The sequence below is a fragment of the Streptomyces canus genome (assembly GCF_030816965.1).
Lineage (GTDB): Bacteria > Actinomycetota > Actinomycetes > Streptomycetales > Streptomycetaceae > Streptomyces > Streptomyces canus_E.
In genome coordinates this window covers 9,047,821-9,064,305 of sequence record NZ_JAUSYQ010000002.1, presented here as the reverse complement: position 1 = coordinate 9,064,305, position 16,485 = coordinate 9,047,821, and the positions used below count along the sequence as shown (strand labels likewise).

The following is a 16,485-nucleotide window of genomic DNA, read 5'->3' as shown; positions in this document are numbered from 1 at the left end:
CCCAACCTGACGTGCCCGCACCCGGAATCGGCCGCGCACCTGATCAGCCCCGGAGGGGCCCCGGCCCGCCGGTCTCAGATCGCCTCGCGGATCGCCTGTTCGAAACCCGCGACGTGGCTGCGGGCGAGCCGCGCCGCCGTGTCGGCGTCGCCGGAGACGATCGCCTCGATCAGCGGTCCGTGCTCCTCGACATGGCCGGCCATGTCGGCGAGCCGGTCCACGAACAGGCACCAGATGCGGGTGGCCAGATTGTCGTGGCGGACGAGGGTGTCCTCCAGGTAGGGGTTGTGCGTGGCGGTGTAGATGGCGCGGTGGACCTGGAGGTCCAGGTGCATGAGCTGGCCGGAGTCCCGCCCGGGAGTCCCGGCGGTTTCGAGTTCCCGCCGCAGGGCCGTCAGGTCGGCCCGGTCGGCGGCCGTGGCGCGCCGCGCGGCCTGCGCCGCGGCCAGGGGTTCCAGTTCCTGGCGCACCTCGGAGATGTGCGCCAGGTCGGTGATGTTCACCTCGGTGGCGAAGGTGCCGCGACGGGGGTAGGTCGTGATCAGGCGTTCGTACTGGAGCCGTTTGAGCGCCTCGCGCACGGGCGTGCGTCCGACGCCGAGGGACTGCCCCAGCTGCTCCTCGTTGATCGGCGCGCCGGGGCGGATCTCGAGCATGACGAGCCGGTCCCGGATGGCGCGGTAGGCGCGCTCCGCGAGCGACAGCTCCTCGAGCTGGGTCGCGACCTGCTGCATGGATGCCCCCTTGACCTGTGCGGCGAGCTCCCATACCTTACCGCAGAGGCTGATATATCAGTTGCTCATTAGCTGGCTCTCAGGATGGTGCACAGATGGCAACGAGTACGTCGCTCACCACGCCCACCTCACCCCTCTCCCTGCCCCTCAGCGAGCTCGACCCGGACGTCGCCACCGCCGTGGCCGCCGAACTGCACCGCCAGCAGTCCACACTCGAGATGATCGCCTCGGAGAACTTCGCCCCGGCCGCCGTGATGGAGGCGCAGGGCTCGGTCCTGACCAACAAGTACGCCGAGGGCTACCCGGGCCGCCGCTACTACGGCGGCTGCGAACACGTCGACGTCATCGAGCGGTTGGCCATCGCCAGGGTCAAGGAGCTCTTCGGCGCCGAGGCCGCGAACGTCCAGCCGCACTCGGGCGCGCAGGCCAACGCGGCCGCGATGTTCGCCCTGCTCGAGCCCGGCGACACGATCCTCGGCCTCGACCTGGCGCACGGCGGGCACCTGACCCACGGCATGCGCCTCAACTACTCGGGCAAGCTCTACAACGTCGTCCCGTACCACGTACGCGAGTCCGACCTGCGCGTCGACATGGACGAGGTCGAACAGCTCGCCCTCGCCCACCGGCCCAAGATGATCGTCGCGGGCTGGTCGGCCTACCCCCGGCAGCTGGACTTCGCCGCGTTCCGCCGGATCGCCGACGCGGTGGGCGCGTATCTGATGGTGGACATGGCCCACTTCGCCGGTCTGGTGGCCGCAGGACTCCACCCGAGCCCGGTGCCGTACGCCGACGTCGTCACGACCACCACCCACAAGACCCTCGGGGGCCCGCGCGGCGGTGTCATCCTCAGCCGCGCCGACCTGGCCAAGAAGATCAACTCGGCGGTCTTCCCCGGCCAGCAGGGCGGCCCGCTGGAGCACGTGATCGCGGCGAAGGCGGTGGCCTTCAAGGTGGCGGCGGGCGAGGAGTTCAAGGAGCGACAGCGGCGCACGCTGCGGGGAGCGAAGATCCTCGCCGGACGGCTGCTCGCCGACGACGTCGCCGAGGCCGGGATCACGGTGCTGACCGGCGGCACCGAGGTCCACCTGGTCCTGGTGGACCTGAGGAACTCCGAGCTCGACGGGAAGCAGGCCGAGGACCGGCTGCACCAGATCGGCATCACCGTCAACCGCAACGCCGTGCCCTTCGACCCGCGCCCGCCGATGGTCTCGTCGGGCCTGCGGATCGGTACGCCCGCCCTGGCCACCCGCGGCTTCGGCGAGACGGAGTTCCGCGAGGTCGCCGACATCATCGCCGAGGCCCTGAAGGGCGAACGGCCCGACGACGAACTGCGCGCCCGGGTCGAGAAGCTCGCCGCCGCCTTCCCGCTCTACCCCCACCTCGACGGAGGCCCGGCATGACCGCCGAACCGCTGCCGGAACACCCGGACTTCCTCTGGCGCAACCCCGACCCGCGCCCCTCGTACGACGTCGTCATCGTCGGCGCGGGCGGGCACGGTCTGGCCACCGCCTACTACCTCGCCAAGAACCACGGCATCACCAATGTGGCCGTCCTGGAGAAAGGCTGGCTCGCGGGCGGCAACATGGCCCGCAACACCACGATCATCCGCTCCAACTACCTGTGGGACGAGAGCGCGGCGATCTACGAGCACGCGCTGAAGCTGTGGGAGCGGCTCCCGGAGGAGCTGGAATACGACTTCCTGTTCAGCCAGCGCGGTGTCCTCAACCTCGCGCACACCCCGCAGGACGTCCGCGAGGGCGTGCGCCGTGTCAACGCCAACCGTCTCAACGGGGTCGACGCCGAGTGGCTGGAGCCGGACGAGGTCGCCAAGGTCTGCCCCATCCTCAACGTCTCGTCCCGCACCCGGTATCCGGTGCTCGGCGCCACCTTCCAGCCGCGCGCCGGCATCGCCAAGCACGACCACGTCGCCTGGGCGCTGGCCCGCCGCGCCGACGAGCTGGGCGTGGACCTGATCCAGGGCTGCGAGGTCACCGGCTTCCTCAGGGACGGCGACCGGGTCGTGGGCGTCGACACCAACCGCGGCCGCATCCACGCCGGCCGGGTCGGTCTCGCGGCCGCCGGGCACAGCAGCGTGCTGGCCGAGCGGGCGGGCGTACGGCTGCCGGTGCAGTCCCACCCCCTGCAGGCCCTGGTCTCCGAGCTGCACGAGCCGGTGCATCCGACCGTCGTCATGTCGAACCACGTGCACGTCTACGTCTCCCAGGCCCACAAGGGCGAGCTGGTGATGGGCGCGGGCGTCGACTCGTACAACGGCTACGGACAACGCGGCTCGTTCCATGTGATCGAGCAGCAGATGGCCGCCGCCGTCGAGCTGTTCCCGATCTTCGCGAGGGCGCATGTGCTGCGCACCTGGGGCGGCATCGTCGACGTCACTCCGGACGCCTCGCCGATCATCGGCAGCACGCCGGTCGAGAACCTGTACGTCAACTGCGGGTGGGGAACCGGCGGTTTCAAGGCCACTCCGGCGGCCGGCTGGACCTTCGCGCACACCATCGCCACCGGCGAACCGCATCCGCTGAACGCCCCCTTCGCCCTCGACCGTTTCACGACCGGTGCGCTGATCGACGAACACGGCGCCGCGGCCGTGGCCCACTGAGGCATTGAGGAGAACGCCGTGCTGCTGATCACCTGCCCATGGTGCGGACCGCGGAACGAGACCGAGTACCACTACGGCGGTCAGGCCCATGTCCCCCACCCCGAGTCCCCCGCCGACCTCACCGACGAGCAGTGGGCCGAGTACGTCTTCTACCGCGACAACCCCAAGGGCCCCTTCGCGGAACGGTGGATGCACAGCATCGGCTGCCGCCGCTGGTTCAACGTCCTGCGCGACACCGCCACCCACGAGGTGCTGACCTCGTACCGGCTCGACGAGCCACGCCCGGGAGGGAACCGATGACCGACCAGCGCTTCCGGCTGCCGCGAGGCGGCCGTGTCGACCGCGGCACCTTGCTGCGATTCACCGTCGACGGACGGGAGTTGACCGGTCACCCCGGCGACACCCTCGCCTCCGCGATGCTGGCGAACGGGCTCGTCGAGGTCGCCCCCTCGCTCTACCGCGGCCGCCCGCGCGGCATCGTCGCCGCGGGTGTCGAGGAGCCGAACGCCCTGGTCCAGCTGGGCGGTTCGTGCTCGGAGGGCATGCTCCCGGCCACGACCGTCGAGCTGTACGACGGCCTGTCCGCCACCACGCTCTCCGGGATGGGCCGCCTGGACCTCACTCCGGATCCCGCCGTCTACGACAAGAAGTACGTCCACACCGACGTCCTGGTCGTCGGCGCCGGGCCGGCCGGTCTCGCAGCCGCCGCCGCTGCCGCCGCCTCCGGCGCCCGCGTGCTCCTCGTCGACGAGCGGCCCGAGCCCGCCGACGGGGAGCGTGCCGACGAGCTGCGCGCCGCGCTCGACGCCGCGCCCGAGGCCGTCGTACTGCATCGGACCACGGCCTTCGGGTCGTACGACGACAACTACGTGCTGGCGCTGCAGCGGCGCACCGACCACCTCGGCGCGGCCGCTCCCGAAGGCGTCTCCCGGCAGCGGCTGTGGCACATACGGGCCCGCCAGGTGGTCCTCGCGACCGGTGCGCACGAGCGTCCGCTGGTCTTCGCGGGCAACGACCGGCCCGGCGTGATGCTCGCCGGGGCCGTGCGCACCTATCTCAACCGGTATGCCGTGGCACCGGGTTCGCGGGCCGTGGTGAGCACGACCAACGACAGCGCCTATGACACGGTCGCCGACCTGTGTGCGGCCGGGATCCCCGTCGCCGTCGTCGTGGACGCGCGCCCCGAACTGTCCGACCGGGCCGCCGAGGTGGCCGCGGCGACCGGGGTACGGGTGCTGACGGGCAGCGCGGTGGTCGGTACGGCGGGCGAGCACCGGCTCACCGGCGTCACCGTGCGCGCCCTCGACGGCGAGGGCCAACTCACTGGTGAACCCGAGTCGTTCACCTGCGATCTGCTCGCCGTGTCGGGCGGCTGGAGTCCGGTGGTGCATCTGCACAGCCAGCGCCAGGGGCGGCTGCGCTGGGACTCCGGGCTCGCCGCGTTCGTGCCGGAGGGGGTCGTACGGGATCAGCAGGTCGTGGGGGCGGCACGGGGGACGTACGACCCCGACGACTGTCTGGCCGAGGGGGGGCGGGCCGGAGCACTGGCCGCGACAGCGGCAGGGTTCCCGGTCCCCGTACCGGCCGAGGTCGCGCGGCGCGCACCCGGCCCGACGCGCGCCCTGTGGCTGGTGCCCGCCCCCGACGGCGAGCCCGGCACCTGGGACAGCCACTTCGTCGACCTCCAGCGCGATGTCACCGTCGCCGACGTCTGGCGCTCCACCGGCGCGGGAATGCGCGGGGTCGAGCACGTCAAGCGGTACACCTCGCTCGGCACGGCGAACGACCAGGGCAAGACGTCCGGCGTCAACGCGATCGGAGTGATCGCCGAGGCCCTGGGTGGTTCGCTCGGAGAGATCGGCACCACGGCCTACCGGGCGCCGTACACGCCGATCGCCTTCGCCGCCCTGGCCGGGCGTGAGCGCGGCGAGTTGTTCGATCCGGAGCGGACCACGTCCCTGCACAGCTGGCATGTGGCGCACGGCGCGGAGTTCGAGGACGTCGGGCAGTGGAAGCGCCCCCGGTACTACCCGCAGACCGGTGAGGACATGGACGCGGCCGTGGCGCGCGAGTGCCGGGCGGCCCGGGAGGGGGTGGCGTTCATGGACGCCTCCACCCTCGGCAAGATCGAGATCTGGGGCGCGGACGCGGGTGAGTTCCTCAACCGGATCTACACGAACGCCTTCAAGAAGCTCAAGCCCGGCACGGCCCGCTACGGCGTCATGTGCAAGCCCGACGGCATGATCTTCGACGACGGTGTGACCCTGCGCCTCGACGACAACCGCTACTTCATGACCACCACGACCGGCGGCGCCGCGGGCGTCCTGGACTGGCTGGAGGAGTGGTCGCAGACCGAGTGGCCCGAGCTCGACGTGCACTGCACCTCGGTGACCGAGCAGTGGGCGACGATCGCCGTCGTCGGTCCGCGGTCGCGCGAGGTGGTCGCGAGTCTGGCCCCTGATGTCGATCTGTCCACCGAGGCTTTCCCCTTCATGGCCTTCCGCGAGACGACCCTGGCCTCCGGCGTCCCGGCCCGGATCTGCCGGATCTCCTTCTCCGGCGAACTCGCCTACGAGGTCAACGTCTCGGCGTGGTACGGCCTCGCGGTCTGGGAGGAGGTGGACGCGATCGGCCGGCCCTACGGCATCACCCCGTACGGCACCGAGACGATGCACGTCCTGCGGGCCGAGAAGGGCTACATCATCGTCGGCCAGGACACCGACGGCACGGTCACCCCGCAGGACGCGGGCATGTCCTGGGTGGTGTCGAAGCAGAAGGACTTCATCGGCAAACGGTCCTTCGCCCGCGCCGACACCGCCCGCACCGACCGCAAGCAACTGGTCGGCCTGCTCCCGGCCGACCGTACGACCCGGCTGCCCGAGGGCACCCAACTCGTCGCGGCGGACGTCTCCTTGGAGACCGTGCCCGTGCCGATGCTCGGCCACGTCACCTCCAGCTACCACAGCCCGGCCCTGGGCCGCCCCTTCGCCCTCGCCCTCGTCGCCGACGGACAGGCGAGGAAGGGCCAGACCCTGCTCGCCCCGGTGGGCGAGGCCCTGGTGCCGGTCGAGGTGACCGACTTCGTCCTCTACGACCCCGAAGGGACCCGGCGAGATGGCTGAACCGATCACGGAGGGACCGGTGGCCCTGCGCACGAGCCCCCTGTCCCACCTTCAGGAGCGGATGCGCGCAGCCGGCGTCGGCGGCGCCCGGGGCGTCACCCTGGCCGAGCTGCCGTTCGTCACGATGGTGAACGTGCGGGTCGCCCCCGCGTCCGAGGCGGCCCACCGGATCGGCAGGACCCTGGGGACGCCGCTCCCCCGCCGGTGCGGCGACACCGCCACCTCGGGCCTCCATACGATCCTGTGGCTCGGCCCCGACGAGTGGCTCGTGCTGTCCCGGGCCGACGCGGGTACCGTGACCGCCCAGGTACGGCAGGCCCTCGACGGCGCTCCCGGCTCGGTCGTGGACGTCTCGGCGAACCGCACCACACTGGAGCTGAGCGGACCTGCCGCCCGGGAGGTGCTGGAGAAGGGCTGCCCGCTGGACCTGCACCCCCGCGTCTTCGGTCCCGGCCGCGCGGTGTCGACCACCGTGGGCCCCATCGCGGTGCTGCTCTGGCAGCTCGACGACGGTCCGACGTACCGCCTGCTCCCGCGGTCCTCGTTCGCCGACTATCTGGCCCGCTGGCTCATCGACGCGATGAGCGAGTACGGCGGGCCGCGGGTCGCCTGACGGGCGCCCCACGGAATACGGAAAAGGCCGTTTTCTCATCCCTGAGAAAACGGCCTCCGACCTGCGTGAAGCTGGTCGGGACGACAGGATTTGAACCTGCGACCCCTTGACCCCCAGTCAAGTGCGCTACCAAGCTGCGCCACGTCCCGGTGCCCGCCTGACCTGGGGTTTCCCCTGGCCGAACGTGCAGAGAAACCATACCGCACTCGGGTCGGTGGTCGCGCACCCCTTTCGCCCTCCTCACCCCCTGGGCGGATCGGGCAGCCCCAGCCCCGGATACGCGTCGAGCAGCCCGGACGGCGCCGCCTGCCGCCAGGAGTCGGCGAGGATGTCCCGCAGTTCGCCGTCGTCCTCGATCGCGGCGAGTCGGGCGCGCACCCACGCGAACTGTGCCTCGTGATCGGCGATCCAGAACTTCCCCGGCTCGGCCAGCACCAGCTCGTCGCGCTCCTCCTTCGGACAGCGCACGGCGAGGGAGGTCTCGTCCTCGGGCAGCGTGGCGAACATCTTCCCCGCGACCCGGAACGTGGGCATGCTCCAGGCGATCTTCTCCGTCGTGTCCGGCAGGGACAGGGCGATACGGCGTACGTCTTCGGCGTCCGGCATGACAGGCACCGTAGCGGCTGCCACTGACAATCACCTGGTCGGAGCGGGCGCCCCGAGCCGCTTGTAGTACAGCGTCGTCGGCCGCAACACCCCGGCGGGATCGGCCGCGTAGTCGGGGATGACACCGGCGCGGGTCCAGCCGGCACTGCCGTAGAGGCGCTCGGCGGGGCTGTCGGTCTCGGTGTCCAGGTGGAGCAGGGTGATTCCGGCCGTGCGGGCGGCCTCCTCCGCGATGCCGAGGAGCCGCCGCCCGAGACCGTGCCCGCGCGCGTCCCGGTGCACCATCAGTTTGACAAGCTCCGCCCGGTGGCGGGAGTTGGGCTTGTCGGGGAAGGCCAGGCTGACGGTACCGACCGCGCGGTGACCGTCGTCCGCCGCCCACACCGCCAGACACCCCGCGGCCACCGCGTCCGCACGCTCCTTCCACCAGGCGACGGCCGCCGCCCGGTCCATCGGTGCGAGGAACCCGATGGAGGCGCCGCCGTCCACCGTGTCGACCAGCAGATCGGCCAACCCGTCCACGCGGGCCGGCAGTCGGACCTCGTCCAGGCGGGTGACGATCACGGCAGGACCACCGCCAGCACGTACCGCACCGGGTCGGGACCCGCGCACCGGAACCGTGTCGGTCCCCACACCCGCAGCCGCAGACAGTCCCCGGTGCCGAGGTGGTGCTCTTCGTCCTGGGCGGTGACGCCGAGCGCACCCTCCAGAACCCAGATGTGCTGCTCCAGGCCCGGCACGGGCGGCCGGTCGTAGGCGATGTCGGAACCGGCGGCGAGCCGTCCCTCGACGAGTTCGCCGCGCAGCCCGGAGTGCGGCGGCGACACGGACCGCCGTACGAACCCGGTGGCCCGGTCCTCCCACACCGTCTGGTCGGCGCCGCGAATCAGCAGCGCGGGCTCGGCCTCGACCTCGCTGAGCAACTGGGACATGGTCCGCCCGTACACCCCGCACAGCCGGTTCAGCAGCGAGGCGGTGGGGCTGATCTCGGCCCGCTCGGCGCGGGAGAGGGTGGACTTGCTGACGCCGCTGCGCTCGGCCAACTCACCCAGAGACCAGCCCCGTTCGGCCCGCAGGGCGGCGAGTCGGACGCCGAGGCGGGTGTCGACGGGGTCGGGCCCGGGTTCATCGCGTTTCATATTCGGGACGATATCCCATACGCGAGAAAGCCCGCTAGCCGTGGCCGTCTCCCTACCCCCCGGCAACGGCTCCGAGCGCGTCGAGCACAGGACGGATGAGGGGGTGCTCCTCCGCTCCCCGCCGCACGGCCGCGAAGACCCGGCGCGTCGGGGCGACCCCGTCCACCGGCCGTACGACCACCCCGGTGAGGTCCATCCCGATCAGCGCCGAACGCGGTACCAACGCCACCCCCGCGTCCGCCGACGCCAGTGCCACCACCGCACGGAAATCGTCCGACGAGTGCTCCAGACGCGGCTGGAACCCGGCGTTCTCGCAGGCCAGGACCACCACGTCATGGCAGGGGTTGCCCGGGTAGGGGCCGATCCACGGGTCCTTGGCGAGCTCGGCCAGCGGCACCTCGCCCGCGTCGGCCAGCCGGTGGCTCACCGGGACGACCGCGTCGAAGGGCTCGGCGTACAGGGGCACGTGGGCCAGGCGGGGATCGTCGGCGGGCGGGGCCCCGCGGTACTCCACGGCGACCGCCACATCGACCTGCCGGTCGAGGACCATCGGCAGGCTGGCGTCGCCCTCGGCGTCCTGGACGCGGAGGTGGATGCCGGGGGCCGTCGAGGCGAGGCGGGCCACCGCGGGTGCCACGACCAGGACGATCCCGGTCGCGAAGGAGGCGACCGTGACCGTGCCGGCCGCGCCCGAGCTGTAGGCGGCCAGCTCGGCCTCCGCCCGCTCCAGCTGGGCCAGGACCGCGTTGGTGTGGCTGAGCAGGATCTCGCCGGCCGCAGTCAGCCGTACGCCCTTCGCACCGCGCTCGACGAGCCGGTGGCCGGTCTCCTGCTCCAGGGCCGTGAGCTGCTGCGAGACCGCGGAGGGGGTGAGATACAGCGCGGCGGCAGCCGCCGTGACCGTGCGGTGGTCGGCCACCGCACGGAGGATGTGGAGCCGCCGCGCTTCGATCATGGGATCGATTATCGCAATTCGTCCGGACTAGGCCGCCAGCTCGGCCCTGGCCGCGACGAAGGCATCGACCGCGCGGTTCACGTCCTCGGTGGAGTGGGCCGCCGAGAGCTGCACCCGGATGCGCGCCTGCCCCTGAGGCACCACCGGGTACGAGAAGCCGATCACGTACACGCCCCGCGCCAGGAGCAGCTCCGCGAGGCGTCCCGCCTTCGTCGCGTCCCCGATCATCACGGGCGCGATGGGGTGATCACCGGGCAGGACGTCGAAACCCTCCTCCGTCATCCGGCGCCGGAACAGCGCGGTGTTCTCCCGCAGCCGCACCCGCAGGTCGTCCGCCGACTCCAGCAGGTCGAGGACCTTCAGGGAGGCCGCGGCGATCACCGGGGCGAGCGTGTTCGAGAAGAGGTACGGCCGTGAGCGCTGGCGCAGGAGCGCGACGATCTCGGCACGGGCGGCGACGTAACCGCCGGAGGCGCCGCCGAGCGCCTTGCCGAGGGTGCCGGTGACGATGTCGACGCGGTCCATGACGCCGTGCAGCTCGGGGGTGCCGCGGCCGCCGGGGCCGACGAAGCCGACGGCGTGCGAGTCGTCGACCATGACCATGGCGTCGTACCGGTCGGCGAGGTCGCAGATGTCCTTCAGCGGGGCGACGTAACCGTCCATGGAGAAGACGCCGTCGGTGACGATCAGCCTGCGCCGGGCGCCCGCGGCCTCCTTCAACTGCCGTTCCAGATCCGCCAGATCACGGTTGGCATACCGGAAGCGGCGGGCCTTGGACAGCCGGATGCCGTCGATGATGGACGCGTGGTTCAGGGCGTCGGAGATCACCGCGTCCTCCGAACCCAGCAGCGTCTCGAAGACACCGCCGTTGGCGTCGAAGCAGGAGGAATACAGGATCGTGTCCTCCTGGCCGAGGAAGGCGGACAGCCGCGCCTCCAGCTCCTTGTGGACCTCCTGCGTGCCGCAGATGAAGCGGACCGAGGCCATGCCGTAGCCCCAGCGGTCCAGGGCGGCGTGGGCGGCGGCGACGACCTCGGGGTGGTCGGCGAGGCCGAGGTAGTTGTTGGCGCAGAAGTTGAGTACCTCGCCGGGGCGGCCGCCCGCGGAGACGTTCACCGTCGCGGACTGCGGGGTGTCGATCACCCGCTCCGGCTTGTGCAGGCCGGCCGCGCGGATCTCGTCGAGGGTGGCGCGCAGGTCGTCGCGCACGGAGTCGAACATCATCAATCCCTACGTCAGTTGGTCCAGTCGAGGATGACCTTGCCGCCGCGGCCGCTCGCCGCGTCGGCGAACGCGGCCTCGAAGTCGCGGTAGCCGTACCGGCCGGTGATCACGGGGGCGAGGTCGAGGCCGCCCTCCAGGAGGACCGACATCGCGTACCAGGTCTCGAACATCTCCCGGCCGTAGATGCCCTTGATGGTGATCATCGAGGTGACGATCCGGGCCCAGTCGACCGGGAACTCCGCGGCCGGCAGTCCCAGCATCGCGATCCGGCCGCCGTGCGTCATGTTGGCGATCATGTCGCGCAGGGCCTCCGGCCGACCGGACATCTCCAGGCCGATGTCGAAACCCTCGCGCAGCCCCAACTCCCGCTGCCCGTCGGCGATCCGCGCCTCCGACACATTCAGCGCGAGGCTCACCCCGATCTTGCGGGCCAGGTCCAGGCGCTCTTCGCTGACGTCGGTGACGACGACGTTGCGCGCACCCGCGTGCCGGGCGACCGCCGCCGCCATCAGTCCGATCGGGCCCGCGCCGGTGATCAGCACGTCCTCGCCGACCAGCGGGAACGACAGCGCGGTGTGCACGGCGTTGCCGAACGGGTCGAAGATCGCGGCCACGTCGAGTTCAACGGGGACGCGGTGCACCCACACATTGGCGACGGGCAGGGCGACGTACTCCGCGAAGGCCCCGTCCCGGCCGACGCCGAGCCCGACCGTGGCCCGGCACAGGTGCCGCCGTCCGGCGAGGCAGTTGCGGCACTTGCCGCAGACGAGGTGCCCCTCGCCGCTCACCCGGTCGCCGATGGTGATCTCCGAGACATCGCGTCCGGTCTCCACGACCTCGCCGACGAACTCGTGCCCCAGGACGAGGGGCGTGCGGATCGCCTGCTGTGCCCAGCCGTCCCAGGACCGGATGTGCAGATCGGTGCCGCAGATGCCGGTGCGCAGCACCTTGATCAGTACGTCCCCGGGGCCGACGGCCGGCTCCGGGACGTCCGCGAGCCACAGTCCGGGCTCCGCCTTCTCCTTGACCAGCGCCTTCACGGCTTGGCTCCTGTGGGTGCGATCCGTGGTCGCGGTCATGCCGAGGCATGCCCGCGACCAGGGTGAGGGGTGGAATCGCTCAGCAATCTGCCGTACGACGCCCCCGTGGTCCATCGAGGATTTCTTAAGCGTCGCCACAGCTGGGCTTCACGCCCGCTGCGGGCCCTCGTCGAGGCGGGAGACCTGGTAGTGGCTGATGTACCAGTCGTCGCCCGCCCGGGTCAGGAGAACCGCGAGCTTGACCGCGAGGGTGGGCCGGTCGGTGAACGTGAAGTCGACGTCCAGGTAGCCCAGGACGAGGCCGTCGGCGGGGCGCCGCGTCTCGAGGATGCGGTACTCCGCCTTCAGGCCGAGCGGCTGGGAGTCGTAGTACTCGGCGACGCCCTGCCGTCCGACGCTGTAGGGATGCAGTCCCTGGAAGAGGGCGTCCTCGGTGAAGAGGGCGGCCACGCGCTCCGGTTGGTGGGCGTCGACAGCGGCCTTCCACCGGTCGAGGACCCCGCTCAGGATCCCCTTGTCGTCCGTCGAACTGGTCATGTCCGCTCCTTGGTCGATGAATTGACGGGTCGTCAGTGTCCGGCGCTCATGCCGCCGTCGACGTGCAGGATCTCGCCGGTGACGAACGGCGCCGTCTCCAGGAAGAGCACGGCGTCCACGATGTCGCTCATTTCGCCCATCCGTCCGACCGGGTGCAGGGCGGCGAGGAACTCGTGGGTCTCTTCCGCGTGCATGGGGGTCTTGATGGTGCCGGGCGACACGGCGTTGACACGGATGCCGCGGGTGGCGTACTCGATGGCGAGGGACTTGGTGGCGGACTGCACTCCGCCCTTGGTCAACGAGGCCAGCACGGAGGGAACCTGGGAGTCCGCGTTGTCGACCAGGCTGGTGGTGACGTTGACGATGTGACCGCCGCCCTGGGCGAGCAGGTGCGGGACGGCCTCCTGGGTGAGATGGAAGACGCCGGCGACGTTGATGCCCGTCACGGTGGCGTAGTCCTCGGCGGTGTACTCGGTGAACGGCTTGGCGACGAAGACGCCCGCGTTGTTCACCACGGTGTCGATGCGGCCGAACCGCTCCACGGCGGCCTCGACGACGCGCCCCGCGGTGGCCGGGTCGGCGATGTCGCCCTGGACGGTGAGGACGTCCACGTCGTCGACGGGTGCGATGGTGCGCGAGGTGGCGACGACGGCGTATCCGAGCTTGCGGTAGCCCTCGACGAGGGCGGCGCCGATGCCCTGCGAGGCGCCGGTGATGATCGCGACCTTCTGGCTCTGCGTGCTCATGGTGACCTTCTTCGAGTCGGGGACCGGTACTAGCCGACCGGTCGACTATTCGAAGGTAGGCCCGTCCACCGGGAGACGGAAGGACGGGCTTCCTACGGCCTGGGAGGCACTGCCTCCCAGCGCAGGTCAGCCGGGGGTCGCGTACGGATCGCCGGCGGGCAGCCAGGCGTCCGGGGCGTGGAGACCGAGGTCGCCGACGCCCTCGCACAGCGCGTCGACGACGGCCAGGACACCGGCGCGCTCCTCCTTCTCGCGCCACACCAGGGACCAGGTCCAGTAGACCTTCGGCCCGACGATCTCGCGGCGGACGAGGTCGGGCGGGAGCGGACTGGTCTGCCCCTTGGGCGAGTTGACGACGGGGCGGGTGCAGCGGCGCACGTGGTCGAAGAACGCGGGGCCGGTGATCGCGCCGTCGGAGATGCGTACCGGACGGGCGCCGGTCGCCTGCGCGAGCTCCTCGGCGTACACGTTCCAGGCGGCCCAGGCGGTGAGATCGTCGTCGATGAGTACATGGACGTCCCGGGCCGCCACGTCGGGTACGTCGCTGGTGTCGCCGCCCCTCGCGACGGCGTAGAGCCGGTCGGCGCCGATCAGCCGGGCCCGCAGCCCTTGCCTGCGGAGGTCCTCGGTGCGCACCCAGCAGACGGCGAGGTCCAGGCTGCCGTCGGCGACGCGCGCGGCCTGGGTGTGGGAGGGGGCGACCCAGGCGTCGAGGTGCACCTGGGCCACCGCTGACGTACGCGACATCAGGTCCGGGGGAAGCCAGTTGACGTATCCGAGCCGCACCGACTGCGAGCCGGTCAGGCTGCCGGCCCGGCGTTTGAGGTCGTCGGCGCGGTCGAGCAGGGCGCGGGTGTGCGGGAGGAGGGCGGCACCGGCCTGGGTGAGGGAGACCTTGCGGCGGTCGCGGTCGAACAGCCGGACGCCCAGGTCCCGTTCGAGGGCCTTGATCTGCTGGGAGAGCGAGGGGCCCGCGATGAGCAACCGCTCGGCGGCCCGACCGAAGTTCAGCTCTTCGGCTACCGCGACGAAGTACCGCAGCTGGCGCAGTTCCACGGGCGCCATCGTACGCCCGCTGGGAGGCTGCGCCTATCAGCAGCGAGGAAGCCGGTCGTGGCATCGGCGCAGGTGACGCGCGCACGATGGGCTCACCAACGACGAGCGGAGCGCGTCATGCGAGAGTTCCTGGTCGAGATCACCACCACCGTTCCCGAGGGCACCGCACAGGAGGAGGTCGACCGGCGGCGGGCCGCCGAGGCCGTCCGCGCGAAGGAACTGACCGCCACCGGCAATCTCGCCCGACTGTGGCGCCCCGTGGGCGAGTTGCGCAGCATCGGGGTGTGGCGGGCCGCCGACGAGGAGGAGCTCCACGAGAAGGTGCTCGGCACCCTGCCGCTGCGCCCGTGGATGACCCTCACCGTCACCCCGCTCGTCTCGCATCCCAACGACCCCGGCGCGAAGTGAGCGCCTCGTCCCCCTGGAGTCATACCGCCCGGGCGGCGGCGCCAATCGCGCTGCCCGCCCTGGTCGGCGGTACGGCCGCGGCGCTCGGCTCGGCGGTGCTGTTCGGCGCCACGTTCATCGGCGTCAGCTCGCTCGCCCTGGCCGTCGGAACGCACCTGCGGTTCCCTCGCTCGGTCGCTCTGCTGACCGCCGGGTACTCGGTCGGACGGATCCTGGGCCCGTCGGCCGCCGCTCCGATGCTGCACCACGGCTACCGTCGGGCCCTCCTCCTGGCCGCCCTCGTGGCCCTGGTCGCAGCCGCGGCGGCACCGTGCTGCGGATCGGTTTTCCGCACCACATGGTCGTAATGGCGCACACAGTCCCCGATCAGCAGCGAGAATCGACCGAGGGCGCCCGGCCCACCGCGGCCGGCCCCTGAGCACTCACCGCCGCACCCGGCCGACTGACATGGAGCCGCTGATGACCACCGCACGGGACCTCGCGATCGTCGTCCTCGATGTGGCCGCCGACAAGCCGGTGGAGCAGGGCGATCTGTCGCTCGTTCTCGCGGGAGCCGAGGTGCTCGACCTCCTCGAGGCCCACGCCCTCGCCCTGGACGGCGACCGCATCCTGCCCCTGGCCCCGTCCCCCACGGGCGACCGTCTGTTGGACGAGGCCGCCGAGGCGCTCGTACGCCAGGAGCCCTACGAGTCGGTCGAGGACTGGCTGTGGCGCCGGGGCCGCGGGTTGTCCGCGGCCTACGTCGACGACCTGGAGCGGGTCGGGCTGACGGCCCGCTCACGGGGCCGGCGGATCCCGCTGCGGACCGGGCGGACGGAGCTGGTCGACTCGGCGGCCAGGCGGCAGGCCGAGGAGCGCCGGGCGGCGGGCGAACCCGTCCTCGCCGCTCTGGTGTCCGCCGCCGGGATCGGTGACGAACCGGCCGGGGAACTCGCCGACGACGCGGCCACCGTACTGGCCGCGGTCGGGGACGCGGTGATGGAACTGGAGGCCGTACGCCAGCGGAAGGTCATCGAGGACGCCGCGTTCGACAACGTCTGGCGCGGTTACTAGGAGCCTGCGACGCCGAGCAGGGATCGGCAGTTGTCCCACAGGGGGCTCAGGCGCTGGGGGCTGTTGTAGAAGCTTGGCGAACATCACCTGGCCCTCCAGTTGGGCCACCACCGCCCGTGCCGCCTCCCGTGGGTGGGACACGGTGGCGTCGCCGCGGTCCCGGGCCTCGGCGACGACCGCCTCGACGATGTCGACCTGCGCGTCGAAGATCTCCTGCAGCCGTCCGCGCAGGGGCTCGGCGTGGTTGCTCAGCTCCAGAGCGAGGTTCCCGAACAGACAGCCCGAGACCGTGCCGCAGCCCTCCTGGACGGCACGCTGGCCGGCCTCGGTCTGCTCGAAGAGCCCGCGCAGCCGCCGCAGGGGGTCCGCGTCTGTGCCCAACACGGTTTCCCACTCCCACCGTTGGGCTGCCCAGTGCTTGTCGACGACGGCGAGCGCGAGGGCCTCCTTGGACTCGAAGAAGTAGGAGAAACCGCCCTTCGGCACCCCGGCCGCCTTGCAGATCTCGGCCACCCTCAGCGCCGAGTAGCCGCGCCCCTCGATGAGCGAGCGCGCGGCACCGAGGCTCTTCTGCCTGGCGTCACTGGTACGTCCCCACAGCAAGTCCACGAGGGTAGTGGACCGGTCGGCTGGCA

17 protein-coding genes, 1 tRNA gene and 2 pseudogenes are annotated in these 16,485 nt (G+C 71.6%); 8 read left to right on the top strand and 12 right to left on the bottom strand.

Annotation, left to right across the window (positions count from 1 at the left end; translation table 11 throughout):
* Window positions 1-74 precede the first annotated feature (74 nt).
* Window positions 75-734 (bottom strand): GntR family transcriptional regulator, encoded by a 660-nt coding sequence (locus QF027_RS42290; RefSeq protein ID WP_307080706.1) that lies wholly within the window; start codon window positions 732-734, stop codon window positions 75-77.
* Window positions 735-829: 95 nt separating this feature from the next.
* Between QF027_RS42290 and glyA the strand changes: the two genes are divergently transcribed.
* The 5 genes from glyA to QF027_RS42265 are packed head-to-tail and all read left to right on the top strand — an operon-like array spanning window position 830 to window position 7,086.
* Window positions 830-2,134: a serine hydroxymethyltransferase gene (gene glyA / locus QF027_RS42285; RefSeq protein ID WP_307080704.1), complete on the top strand. Its 1,305-nt coding sequence runs from the start codon at window positions 830-832 to the stop codon at window positions 2,132-2,134.
* Window positions 2,131-3,351 carry a sarcosine oxidase subunit beta family protein gene (locus QF027_RS42280; RefSeq protein ID WP_306973663.1) on the top strand — a complete coding sequence of 407 codons (1,221 nt, stop codon included), beginning with the start codon at window positions 2,131-2,133 and terminating at the stop codon, window positions 3,349-3,351. Before glyA ends, QF027_RS42280 begins: the two co-directional genes overlap by 4 nt.
* An 18-nt stretch (window positions 3,352-3,369) precedes the next feature.
* Window positions 3,370-3,651 carry a sarcosine oxidase subunit delta gene (locus QF027_RS42275; RefSeq protein ID WP_037716130.1) on the top strand — a complete coding sequence of 94 codons (282 nt, stop codon included), beginning with the start codon at window positions 3,370-3,372 and terminating at the stop codon, window positions 3,649-3,651.
* Window positions 3,648-6,473 (top strand): sarcosine oxidase subunit alpha family protein, encoded by a 2,826-nt coding sequence (locus QF027_RS42270; protein ID WP_307080702.1) that lies wholly within the window; start codon window positions 3,648-3,650, stop codon window positions 6,471-6,473. Before QF027_RS42275 ends, QF027_RS42270 begins: the two co-directional genes overlap by 4 nt.
* On the top strand, window positions 6,466-7,086 hold the full coding sequence (locus tag QF027_RS42265; RefSeq protein WP_306973671.1) for a sarcosine oxidase subunit gamma: 621 nt from the start codon (window positions 6,466-6,468) through the stop codon (window positions 7,084-7,086). Before QF027_RS42270 ends, QF027_RS42265 begins: the two co-directional genes overlap by 8 nt.
* 72 nt (window positions 7,087-7,158) lie before the next feature.
* On the opposite strand, the gene QF027_RS42260 is transcribed toward QF027_RS42265, so the two are convergent.
* The 10 genes from QF027_RS42260 to QF027_RS42215 all read right to left on the bottom strand — a co-directional run bounded on the left by QF027_RS42260 (window position 7,159) and on the right by QF027_RS42215 (window position 14,398).
* Window positions 7,159-7,235 (bottom strand) — tRNA-Pro (locus QF027_RS42260).
* Window positions 7,236-7,326: 91 nt separating this feature from the next.
* Window positions 7,327-7,692 carry an MmcQ/YjbR family DNA-binding protein gene (locus tag QF027_RS42255; protein WP_306973673.1) on the bottom strand — a complete coding sequence of 122 codons (366 nt, stop codon included), beginning with the start codon at window positions 7,690-7,692 and terminating at the stop codon, window positions 7,327-7,329.
* A 30-nt stretch (window positions 7,693-7,722) separates the two neighbouring features.
* The gene (locus tag QF027_RS42250; RefSeq protein ID WP_306973675.1) at window positions 7,723-8,256 is read right to left on the bottom strand and encodes a GNAT family N-acetyltransferase; all 534 of its coding nucleotides are present in this window, start codon (window positions 8,254-8,256) and stop codon (window positions 7,723-7,725) included.
* Window positions 8,253-8,831, bottom strand: coding sequence for a helix-turn-helix domain-containing protein (locus QF027_RS42245; protein ID WP_307080700.1), 579 nt, complete (start codon window positions 8,829-8,831; stop codon window positions 8,253-8,255). Before QF027_RS42245 ends, QF027_RS42250 begins: the two co-directional genes overlap by 4 nt.
* 52 nt (window positions 8,832-8,883) lie before the next feature.
* Window positions 8,884-9,786, bottom strand: a complete 903-nt coding sequence (locus tag QF027_RS42240) for a LysR family transcriptional regulator (RefSeq protein WP_306973679.1) — start codon at window positions 9,784-9,786, stop codon at window positions 8,884-8,886.
* 27 nt (window positions 9,787-9,813) lie between these two features.
* A complete protein-coding gene (locus tag QF027_RS42235; protein WP_306973681.1) occupies window positions 9,814-11,007 on the bottom strand; it encodes a glycine C-acetyltransferase in 1,194 nt (397 codons plus the stop codon).
* Window positions 11,008-11,021: 14 nt separating this feature from the next.
* The gene (gene tdh, locus QF027_RS42230; protein WP_307080698.1) at window positions 11,022-12,050 is read right to left on the bottom strand and encodes an L-threonine 3-dehydrogenase; all 1,029 of its coding nucleotides are present in this window, start codon (window positions 12,048-12,050) and stop codon (window positions 11,022-11,024) included.
* Between the two features lie 147 nt (window positions 12,051-12,197).
* Window positions 12,198-12,587 (bottom strand): SgcJ/EcaC family oxidoreductase, encoded by a 390-nt coding sequence (locus QF027_RS42225; protein ID WP_307080697.1) that lies wholly within the window; start codon window positions 12,585-12,587, stop codon window positions 12,198-12,200.
* A gap of 32 nt (window positions 12,588-12,619) precedes the next feature.
* Window positions 12,620-13,333 (bottom strand): SDR family NAD(P)-dependent oxidoreductase, encoded by a 714-nt coding sequence (locus QF027_RS42220; RefSeq protein WP_307080695.1) that lies wholly within the window; start codon window positions 13,331-13,333, stop codon window positions 12,620-12,622.
* Window positions 13,334-13,459: 126 nt separating this feature from the next.
* Window positions 13,460-14,398 carry a LysR family transcriptional regulator gene (locus tag QF027_RS42215; protein WP_306973690.1) on the bottom strand — a complete coding sequence of 313 codons (939 nt, stop codon included), beginning with the start codon at window positions 14,396-14,398 and terminating at the stop codon, window positions 13,460-13,462.
* Between the two features lie 108 nt (window positions 14,399-14,506).
* Between QF027_RS42215 and QF027_RS42210 the strand changes: the two genes are divergently transcribed.
* From QF027_RS42210 to QF027_RS42200, 3 genes and pseudogenes are all read left to right on the top strand, one after another.
* Complete coding sequence (locus QF027_RS42210) at window positions 14,507-14,797, top strand: muconolactone Delta-isomerase family protein (protein WP_306973692.1); 291 nt, start codon at window positions 14,507-14,509, stop codon at window positions 14,795-14,797.
* 35 nt (window positions 14,798-14,832) lie between these two features.
* Window positions 14,833-15,215: pseudogene (locus tag QF027_RS42205) on the top strand (YbfB/YjiJ family MFS transporter); the annotation flags it as partial.
* A gap of 41 nt (window positions 15,216-15,256) precedes the next feature.
* Window positions 15,257-15,850, top strand: a complete 594-nt coding sequence (locus QF027_RS42200; protein ID WP_306973694.1) for a GOLPH3/VPS74 family protein — start codon at window positions 15,257-15,259, stop codon at window positions 15,848-15,850.
* Here the strand turns inward: QF027_RS42200 and QF027_RS42195 are convergent.
* A pseudogene (locus QF027_RS42195) lies at window positions 15,847-16,450 on the bottom strand (TetR/AcrR family transcriptional regulator). The gene QF027_RS42200 and the pseudogene QF027_RS42195 sit on opposite strands and share 4 nt — an antisense overlap.
* Window positions 16,451-16,485 lie beyond the last annotated feature (35 nt).

Coding starts and splice junctions, on each gene's coding strand:
- QF027_RS42225 (WP_307080697.1), bottom strand. CDS start 12,587: ATGACCAGTTCGACGGACGACAAGGGGATCCTGAGCGGGGTCCTCGAC.
- QF027_RS42280 (WP_306973663.1), top strand. CDS start 2,131: ATGACCGCCGAACCGCTGCCGGAACACCCGGACTTCCTCTGGCGCAAC.
- QF027_RS42255 (WP_306973673.1), bottom strand. CDS start 7,692: ATGCCGGACGCCGAAGACGTACGCCGTATCGCCCTGTCCCTGCCGGAC.
- QF027_RS42245 (WP_307080700.1), bottom strand. CDS start 8,831: ATGAAACGCGATGAACCCGGGCCCGACCCCGTCGACACCCGCCTCGGC.
- QF027_RS42270 (WP_307080702.1), top strand. CDS start 3,648: ATGACCGACCAGCGCTTCCGGCTGCCGCGAGGCGGCCGTGTCGACCGC.
- glyA (WP_307080704.1), top strand. CDS start 830: ATGGCAACGAGTACGTCGCTCACCACGCCCACCTCACCCCTCTCCCTG.
- QF027_RS42290 (WP_307080706.1), bottom strand. CDS start 734: ATGCAGCAGGTCGCGACCCAGCTCGAGGAGCTGTCGCTCGCGGAGCGC.
- QF027_RS42265 (WP_306973671.1), top strand. CDS start 6,466: ATGGCTGAACCGATCACGGAGGGACCGGTGGCCCTGCGCACGAGCCCC.
- QF027_RS42215 (WP_306973690.1), bottom strand. CDS start 14,398: ATGGCGCCCGTGGAACTGCGCCAGCTGCGGTACTTCGTCGCGGTAGCC.
- QF027_RS42200 (WP_306973694.1), top strand. CDS start 15,257: ATGACCACCGCACGGGACCTCGCGATCGTCGTCCTCGATGTGGCCGCC.
- QF027_RS42220 (WP_307080695.1), bottom strand. CDS start 13,333: ATGAGCACGCAGAGCCAGAAGGTCGCGATCATCACCGGCGCCTCGCAG.
- QF027_RS42240 (WP_306973679.1), bottom strand. CDS start 9,786: ATGATCGAAGCGCGGCGGCTCCACATCCTCCGTGCGGTGGCCGACCAC.
- QF027_RS42235 (WP_306973681.1), bottom strand. CDS start 11,007: ATGTTCGACTCCGTGCGCGACGACCTGCGCGCCACCCTCGACGAGATC.
- QF027_RS42210 (WP_306973692.1), top strand. CDS start 14,507: ATGCGAGAGTTCCTGGTCGAGATCACCACCACCGTTCCCGAGGGCACC.